Below are 8,309 nucleotides of genomic sequence, written 5' to 3'. Positions count from 1 at the left end.
GGGGGCCTGACAGTGAGGAGTGAGTGCGGCGGGAAAGCGGAGCGGAGTGCGGGTGGGACCTCCGGCGCGCGTAGGACTGTGCCCTGTACCGCCGCGCCCGAGCCGCGAAACGGTTACGCCAGAGGCCCGCTATCACGGCGCGCCGGAGGGCCCGCCCGCCGCAGCGCAGCGGCGTTCCCGGCAGCGCCCGACCATGAGCGGGTTTCCCGACGGCGCCGGACCATGAGCGGGTTTCCCAGGTTGCGGCGAGAAGGAGGCCGAGGACGAGGCGATGCGCCTACGGCGAGGAGCCGGTGCGGGGGTGAGCGGAGCGGAGTGCGGGTGGTTGTGGAGGCGCGCGTAGGACCGTGCCATGTACCACCGCGCCCGAAGCCGCGAAGCGGTGACGCCAGAGACCAGCTATCACGGCGCGCCGGAGCAGCCACCCGCCGCAGCGCAGCGGTACTCATCAACGGCGAGATCCCGGAACGCTCCCTCACGACCGCCGTGACCCACACCGGAACAACCAGCCGCCGCAGCGCAGCGGTCACCGTTCAGCAGCGCTCACCGCTCGGCAGCGGTCACCGTTCAGCAGCGGCGCGAACCACGCACATTGGAACAGCCACCCGCCGCAGCGCAGCGCCGCTCATCGACGGCGAGTACCGCCCGCGCGGGCCTGCACGCGCGGGCCTGCACGCGCGGCCGCGGCCTCTCCGGGGTGCAGATGGTCATCTCCGATGCCCACGCCGGTCTGGTCGACACTGTCACGCGGCGGCGGGATGCGCTCCTGCGGCTCCTCGGGGCAGGCGCTCAGGCGGCATAGCGGGGAAGGTTCCGGCGGCTCCGAAGGGCGGATCGGATCGTCCGGTGACGTGCCGGACCTGCGGCGATATATCCCCACAGAACAGCAGGGGAAAAGTGGGTGAACTTCGCTTTCTGCCCCACCGATCACGGGTATCGGGGCAGCACAATTCAACCGTGTCGGTCCCCCTTCCCTTCGCGGCGCCACCCGCCCAGACCGCCCCGGACGCACCCGCGCCCGGCTCCTCCGGCGCCCACCCGCGGGCTCCCGGCCACCCGCCCACCCCGGTCTTCGTGCCGATCGTGGATCTCGACACCGGCGGAGTCGTCGCGGTGGAGGTGAACACGGGCGACGTACCGGGGGCCCCGCCGTCCGACGTCTCCGGGACGGTGCGAGGCCTGCTCGCCGCGTCACGGGCGGCGGCCCTGCTCCCGCTCGTGCTGCCGATCCCGGCCCGCGCGGTGATCGGCGGCTCCGGCGGCCTGGCCCCACTGCACGAGGCGGTGCGCGTGTCGGGCCGCAGGTCGCGCGAACTGATCCTGGTGGTCGAGGGGGAGGTCCCGGAAGCCGACCGGCGCGCCCTGCTCGCCGGGATCGACGGCCTGCGGGCGGCCGGATATCTCATCGCCTTCGGCGGGCTGGGCAGCGCGCCGTTGCCGCTCGATCTGCTCGCCGACGCCTCGCCGTACGTGGTGGTGCTGGCACGCGACCTGGTGGACCGGCTGCCGCGTGACCCGCGTCGCAGCGCGCTCGCCGAGTCGCTCGTCGGGGTGGCGCGCGGTCTCGGCACGCACGTGCTCGCCCCCGGACTGCGGGACGAGACCCAGCTCGCCGCGGTGCGCGGGTGGGGCATCCGGCTGGCGCAGGGCCCGCTGCTCGCGCCGATCGACTGGAAGCCGTCGGCGGGGCGGGTCCGGGTGCGCGTCCCGCTTCCCGTGCCGGACACCACACCCGCGGCGGCGCTGCTCGGACCGCGGGTCCAGGAGCTGCTGCTTCCCGGCGTGACGCTGTCCGCCGAGGCGACCGCGGAGGAGGTGGTCGGAGCGTTCGGCTCCGAGCCGTCGATCACCAGCGTCATCCTGGTGGACGAATACCAGCGGCCGGTGGGGAGCGCCGATCGGAGCCGTTTCCTGCTCTTCATGGCCGGCGCGTACGGCCACGCGCTGCATGCCAAGAAGCCGGCCAGGCGCATCGCGGACGCCCCGAGGACGGTGCCCAGGACGACCCCCGCGATCGCGGCGATGCAGCTCGCGGGGCGTGACGCGTCCCGGGTCTACGACGATCTGGTGGTGGTCGACGAGGTCGGCCGCTGCATGGGGATCGTCCGCGTCGGCGACCTCATCCGCAGCGTGGCCGGCCTCCGGCCCGCCCGCTGACCTCGCCGACCGCCCGGGCACTGCCGTGCCCGGAGTCCCGCGAGGAGTGCGGGGGCGGTCAGAGCCAGCCTTGGAGCCGCGACCGCTGCACGGCCTCGATGCGGTTGCGCGCGCCGGTCTTCTGGATCGCCGAGGAGAGGTAGTTGCGTACCGTGCCCTCGGAAAGATGCAGCGCGCGGGCGATGTCCATGATCGTGGAGCCGTCCGCGGCCGCGGTCAGGACGTCGCGCTCCCGGCGCGAGAGGGGGTTCGGCCCCGCGCTGAGAGCGGCGGCGGCCAGGCCGGGATCGATCACCCGCTCGCCGCCGAGTACGCGCCGAATCGCGACCGCCAGCTCGCGCGCCGGGCTGTCCTTGACGAGGAACCCGTAGGCGCCCGCCTCCATGGCCTGGCGCAGGTATCCCGGCCGTCCGAAGGTGGTCAGGATCACCACCCGGCATCCGGGCGTCCGCGCGCGGATCCGCGCGGCGGCGGCGATGCCGTCCAGCACAGGCATCTCGATGTCCAGGAGGGCGACATCGGGTTCGAGGCGCTCCACGACGGCGACCGCCTCCTCTCCGGTGGCCGCCTCCCCCACGACCTCGATGTCGGGCTCCAGGTCCAGCAGCGACGCCAGCGCTCCCCTGACCATCGCCTGGTCCTCGGCCAGAATGACGCGGATCATGTGCCCGAGCCTAGATGGACGCCGGTGTCGCGAGCGGCGGACTCGTCTTCCGGCCCGGCGGGGTGCGGAGCGGGCACGGCGATGCGCAACCGGAATCCGCCCGGCGACGGCCCGGCCTCCATCGCGCCGCCCTCGGCGCGGACCCGTTCCGCCAGGCCGCGCAGGCCACTTCCCGGCTCGTACGGCCCGGCGACGCCGTTGTCGGTGACCTCGAGCGTGGCATGGGTCCCGTCGTTGGTGACGGTGATCTCGCAGCGGGTGGCGCGGGCGTGCCGTACGACGTTGGTGGCGGCCTCGCGCACCCCCCAGCCGAAGAGGCCGTCGAGGGTGTCGGGCAGTGGGGTCCCGGCGATCCGGGCGGTCACCGCCAGCCCGGCGGCGGCGAGCGCGGCGCGCGCCCCGTCGAGCTCCTCGGCGAACCCTCGCCGGCGGTACCCGGTGACGGCCTCGCGCACCTCCACCAGGGCCTGCCGCGCGACGGACTCGATGTCCGCGATCTCGTGGACCGCCCGCTCCGCGCCCTGCTCGGCCAGGCGGCCGGCGAGCTCGCTCTTGAGCACGATCAGCGACAGGCTGTGCCCGAGCAGGTCGTGCAGGTCTCGCGCGATGCGGAGCCGCTCGTCGCTCGCCGCCAGCCGGGCGACCTCCCGCTGCGCGTCCTCGAGCTGGAGGACGAGCATGCGCGTGTTACGAACGCTGGCGAACAGGATGCCGAGGGTCCACACCTGCATCAGGAGCATCATCACGGTGCCGGTCTCCGCGCCCGCGACCAGGCAGTCGGCGAGGACGACCGGGGTCATCGCCGCCATCGCCGCCAGGGCGAGCCGCAGGGGCAGCGCCATGGAGAGCATCACGGTGACGTAGATCGGCAACGCGGTCCACCCGCCCCCGAAGAGGAGCGGGAACACGACCGCCATCAGCGTCGTCAGGGCCATCAGCGTGACCGTCTGCCTGCCGCGCTCGCCGTGCTCCCCTGGGGTGAGGACGGCGGCGATGTAGGTCACCACGAACGCCCCGAGGGCGATGCTCTGCCAGACCGCCTCCGCGCCGGACACCTCCCCGGTCACGATGTCGGACACCGGGTAGGCGAGGTACATGAAGCCGAACGAGATGCCCATCAGGCGCCGCAGTCGTGACCCTCGTCCCCCCGCCCCCCCGAACGTGAAGACGCGCTCCAGCCTGCCGGTCATGCGCGTACGGTAGCCCGCCGGAAGGCGAAGATGGCGAACGCGATCAGGGCGACGCCCCACCCGAGGATGCCGAGGACCGCCGAGGCGGACGGCGTCTCTCCCGCGACGATCTGCCAGCCGATGGTGGCGTAGTCGTTCGAGGGAAGCACCTTGGCGATCGACCGCATGGTCTCCGGCATGATGTCGAGGGGGATCCAGAGACCTCCGAGCAGCGCGAGCCCGAACATGCCGATCATCGCGAGCGGCTGGGCCGTGTCGGGGCGCGTCAGCGAGCCGATGGCCAGGCCGAGCGCGGCGAACGGGATCACACCGAGCCACATCGCGACGACCAGCCCGGCCCACGCGCCCGGCGGAAGCGAGACGCCCTGTGTGAGGACGGCCGCCAAGCCGACGAGCACGAGTGCGGGCAGGGTGAGCAGCATGGACACGACCAGCTTGGTCACGATGAACGACCAGCTGGGCAGCGGCGTGATCTGGAGCTGGCGCAGCCAGCCGCTCTCCCTCTCCTGCGCCCAGGGGACCGCCGTGGACATGATGGACGAGGCCAGTGCGCCGTACGCGCCCATGGAGACCATGAGGATCACGCTGGCCTTCACCCCGGTGGTCGCGTCCACCTGATCACCCCACAGGTTGGAGTAGAGCAGGTAGAAGCCGAGGGGGAACGCCACGACGAAGACGGCGTAGCGCTTGTTGCGCAGCATCCGCAGCGCTTCGATCTTGATGTGCTTCAGCATCAGGACTCCTGGGTCAGTGCGAGGAAGGCGTCCTCGAGATCGGCCCCGGCGATCTCGAGGCCGCGCACATCGAGGGTGGTCTTGCGGTAGAGCGCGTCGACGGTGGCGTCCGGGTCGCTCGTCCTGAGTACGGCACGGCCCGATGTGATCTCGACCGCCATGACGCCGGGCAGCGCGTCAAGGCCGGCGACGGACTGCGTGCCGAGCGTGAAGCTCACCGTTTGGCCTCCGACCCCGGCCTTGATCTCGGCGGCCGTCCCGTCGGCGACGATCCGGCCGCGTGCGATGACGACGACCCTGTCGGAGTTCTCGTCGGCCTCCTCCAGGTAGTGGGTGGCGAACAGGACCGTGCGCCCCTGTGCCGCGTACGCCCGTATGTTGTCCCAGAAGGCGCGGCGGGACTCGACGTCCATGGCGGCGGTGGGCTCGTCGAGGATGAGGAGCCGGGGAGCGCCCGCGATGGCCAGCGCGAACCGTACCCGCTGGGTCTGTCCGCCGGACAGCCGTCCGGCCCTGCGTCCGGCCAGGTCGGTGAGTTCGGCCATGCGCAGGATCTCGTCGAGGGGCAGGGGGTCGGGGTAGAGGCTCCGGACGAAGCCGACGGTCTCGGCGACGGTCAGTTCGGGGATCAGCGTCCCCTCCTGGAGCATCGCGCCGACGTCGCCGCGGGCGATGGCGCGTTCGGGCGTCTCCCCGAAGATCTTGATCTGGCCGCTGGTCGGGCGGAGCAGACCGAGCAGCATGTTGATCGCAGTGGATTTGCCGGCGCCGTTCGGCCCCAGCAGGGCGACCGTACGGCCCGGGGGGATGTCGAGGTCGAGCCCGTCCACCGCGAGCACGTCCCCGTAGGCCCGTGTGACCTTGGAGAAGGAGATGGCGTTCACGCGCTCGATGCTAGGAGGCGTACCGCTGCTCGCTGCAGTTCCATACCTCCGGCCTTCTTCATGACATTTGTCAGAGAAGCGCGGCCGGTCGTGCGGGCCCGGTCCCCTTGATCCCTCCGTTAGGGTGTTCGTCATCCTTTGACGCTGATGTGTAGGGGGCTGCGGTGAACGGCTGGGTGGGAGTCTCCTCCGTACTCGGCGACCGCTACCGCGTGGACGCGCCGATCGGCCGGGGCGGGATGGCCGAGGTGTGGCGCGGCCACGACCTGGTCCGCGATATGCCGGTGGCGGTCAAGGTCTTCGCGGCCGAGGGGTCCGATCCGTCGATGCGGGCCCGGTTCGCCCAGGAAGCGCGCACCGCCGCGCGGGTGGTCCACCCCAACGTGGTCAGCGTGTACGACGTGGGCGAGCACGAGGGGCGGCCGTTCCTCGTGATGGAGCTGCTCTCGGGCCGGAGCCTGGCCGAGGAGCTGGCCGCGCGGGGGCCGCTGGGGGTGGACGAGGTCCGCCGGCTGGTCGGGCAGGTGGCCGTCGCGTTGGACGCCGCACATCGGGCCGGGGTCGTGCACCGCGACATCAAGCCCGCCAACCTGCACCTGACCGACGGCGGCCAGGTCAAGGTGGTCGACTTCGGCATCGCCCGGCTGGCGGACGAGGCGGCGGGACGGCTCACCGCCGTCGGCATGATCGTCGGCACCGCCGCGTACATGTCGCCGGACCAGATCATGGGACGCCCCGGTGACGCGGCCAGCGACATGTACGCCCTCGGCTGCGTGTGCTACGAGCTGCTGTGCGGTCACCCGCCGTTCGCCGGGTCGTCGGCCGAGCTGGTCTTCCAGCACATCCAGCAGCCGCCCCCGCCGCCGCGCCGCTTCCGTCCGGAGCTCCCGGCGGACCTGGAGGCGCTGGTGCTGGCGCTGCTGGAGAAGGAGCCGAGCGCCCGGCCGACGGCCGGAGAGGTGATCGCCCGGACCCGGAGCGCCCCGCCCCCGCCTCCCGGCCCGGCGCGGGCCGGCGACACAGCGTTGCTCGACGTGAGCGACGCCGGGTTCTTCGAGGGGGGCGGCGCGGCGTCCAGCTGGCCTCCGCAGGCCTATCAGGGCGGCGGGGCGCCCACGCAGGGGCACACCGCGCACCCGACCGCCTGGCCGCCCACGTCGGGATACGGCGGGCATCTCGCCTACCCGGACGGCGGTCCGACGGCGCACACGTCCGTCACGCCGGGGCCGTGGTCCTCAGGAAACTCCGGAAGCTCCGGACGCCCGAAGCGCGGCGGGATGTCCCGGCGCAAGGGGGCGATGATCGCGGCCGGCGCGGTCGTCCCCGTCCTGGCCGTGGTGTGGCTGGCCTCCCCGTCCTCGACGTCCACGCCCGACGCCTCCGGGGCGGCTCCCACGAGTGCCGCGACGACGCCCGCGCCGGTGCGGCGGAGCCCGTCCGCCACCCCGAGACCGACCCCGTCGGTCACCCCGACGCCGATGGCTCCGTCTCCGTCGCCCACGAGGGTCGTGAACGGCCCCCTCGCGTGGCTGGCCGGGCTCGCGAGCGCCCTGGCCGCCCAGGAGCAGCAGGGCGGCATCGACTCCGACACGGCCGAGAAGGTACGCGACAAGATCGAGGAGATGCGGGAGAAGGTCTCGGACGGCAAGCCCGAGAAGGTGCGCAAGAAGCTGCGCGAGCTCAGCCGGACGATGAACGAGGCGCGGCGGAAGGGCCGGCTGGCCTCAAGCGGCCCGCTGGTCGACTACCTGAACCGGTCCGGCCTCCTCAACGACCACCGGCGCTGATCCCGCTCGCGCGGCGACGGACGTCAGAGCCGGCAGGCGTAGATGGCGGTGATCAGGATGGCCTTCGCGCCGATCTCCCAGAGCTGGTCCATCATCTGCTGGTGGCCCTTGCGCGGCACCATGGCGCGTACGGCGACCCAGCCCTCACGGTGCAGCGGCGACACCGTCGGCCCCTCGACGCCGGGCGTGATCGCGATGGCCTCCTCGATCCGCTCGACCCGGATGTCGTAGTCCATCATCACGTAGTCGCGGGCGACCAGAACGCCCTGGAGCCGCCGGATGAGCTGCTGGAAGCCGTTCGTCTCGGCGGCGCCGGCCCGCTTGATGACCACGGCCTCGGAGTGGGCGATGGGCTCCCCGAAGACCTCCAGGCCGACGTTGCGGAGCGTGGTGCCGGTCTCGACGACGTCGGCGACCGCGTCGGCGACGCCGAGCCGGATCGCCGTCTCGACCGCACCGTCGAGCTTGATGACCCGCGCGTCGATGCCCTCCTCGGCGAGGTACTTGCCGAGCAGACCGGCGTAGGAGGTGGCGATCCGCAGGCCGGCCAGGTCGGTGACGCTGCTGTACCGTCCGGCGGGCGCGGCGAAGCGGAACGTGGACCGGCCGAAGCCCAGCGGCACGACCTCCTCGGCCGGGGCTCCGGAGTCGAAGAGCATGTCGCGGCCGGTGATGCCGGCGTCGAGCGTGCCTTCGCCGACGTAGACGGCGATGTCGCGGGGACGCAGGAAGAACAGCTCGCAGGAGTTCTCGGGGTCGACGACCACGAGCTCCTTGCTGTCGGTGCGCGGGCGATACCCCGCCTCTTTCAGGATGGTCTGGGCGGCTTCGGCGAGCGCGCCCTTGTTCGGTACGGCGAGACGCAGCATGGTGTGACGGAACCCCTTCGGGAC

Annotated in this window: 7 protein-coding genes; 2 read left to right on the top strand and 5 right to left on the bottom strand. The window is 72.6% G+C overall.

From position 1 onward, the window contains the following. The first annotated feature begins 957 nt into the window (after window positions 1-957). Complete coding sequence (locus AWQ71_RS34865; RefSeq protein WP_245658786.1) at window positions 958-2,157, top strand: EAL domain-containing protein; 1,200 nt, start codon at window positions 958-960, stop codon at window positions 2,155-2,157. Between the two features lie 58 nt (window positions 2,158-2,215). On the opposite strand, the gene AWQ71_RS34860 is transcribed toward AWQ71_RS34865, so the two are convergent. The 4 genes from AWQ71_RS34860 to AWQ71_RS34845 are packed head-to-tail and all read right to left on the bottom strand — an operon-like array spanning window position 2,216 to window position 5,629. Continuing rightward, a complete protein-coding gene (locus AWQ71_RS34860) occupies window positions 2,216-2,821 on the bottom strand; it encodes a response regulator transcription factor (RefSeq protein WP_067141929.1) in 606 nt (201 codons plus the stop codon). Beyond that, entirely contained in the window at window positions 2,818-4,011 is a 1,194-nt protein-coding gene (locus AWQ71_RS34855; protein WP_084259631.1) for a sensor histidine kinase, read from the bottom strand. The genes AWQ71_RS34860 and AWQ71_RS34855 overlap by 4 nt, the downstream gene beginning before the upstream one ends. Beyond that, a complete protein-coding gene (locus tag AWQ71_RS34850) occupies window positions 4,008-4,745 on the bottom strand; it encodes an ABC transporter permease (RefSeq protein WP_067141922.1) in 738 nt (245 codons plus the stop codon). The genes AWQ71_RS34855 and AWQ71_RS34850 overlap by 4 nt, the downstream gene beginning before the upstream one ends. Beyond that, window positions 4,745-5,629: an ABC transporter ATP-binding protein gene (locus AWQ71_RS34845; RefSeq protein WP_218002088.1), complete on the bottom strand. Its 885-nt coding sequence runs from the start codon at window positions 5,627-5,629 to the stop codon at window positions 4,745-4,747. Before AWQ71_RS34845 ends, AWQ71_RS34850 begins: the two co-directional genes overlap by 1 nt. A 164-nt stretch (window positions 5,630-5,793) precedes the next feature. Between AWQ71_RS34845 and AWQ71_RS34840 the strand changes: the two genes are divergently transcribed. Continuing rightward, window positions 5,794-7,416: a serine/threonine-protein kinase gene (locus AWQ71_RS34840; RefSeq protein ID WP_067141919.1), complete on the top strand. Its 1,623-nt coding sequence runs from the start codon at window positions 5,794-5,796 to the stop codon at window positions 7,414-7,416. 23 nt (window positions 7,417-7,439) lie between these two features. Here AWQ71_RS34840 and hisG read toward each other — a convergent pair whose 3' ends face one another. Beyond that, window positions 7,440-8,285 (bottom strand): ATP phosphoribosyltransferase, encoded by an 846-nt coding sequence (gene hisG, locus AWQ71_RS34835; RefSeq protein ID WP_067141916.1) that lies wholly within the window; start codon window positions 8,283-8,285, stop codon window positions 7,440-7,442. Window positions 8,286-8,309: the final 24 nt, after the last annotated feature.

Origin of the sequence: Microtetraspora malaysiensis, assembly GCF_001528665.1 — a bacterium.
Classification (GTDB): domain Bacteria; phylum Actinomycetota; class Actinomycetes; order Streptosporangiales; family Streptosporangiaceae; genus Microtetraspora_A; species Microtetraspora_A malaysiensis.
The sequence above is the reverse complement of the archived record's forward strand: the minus strand, read 5'-3'. Positions and strand labels throughout refer to the sequence as shown.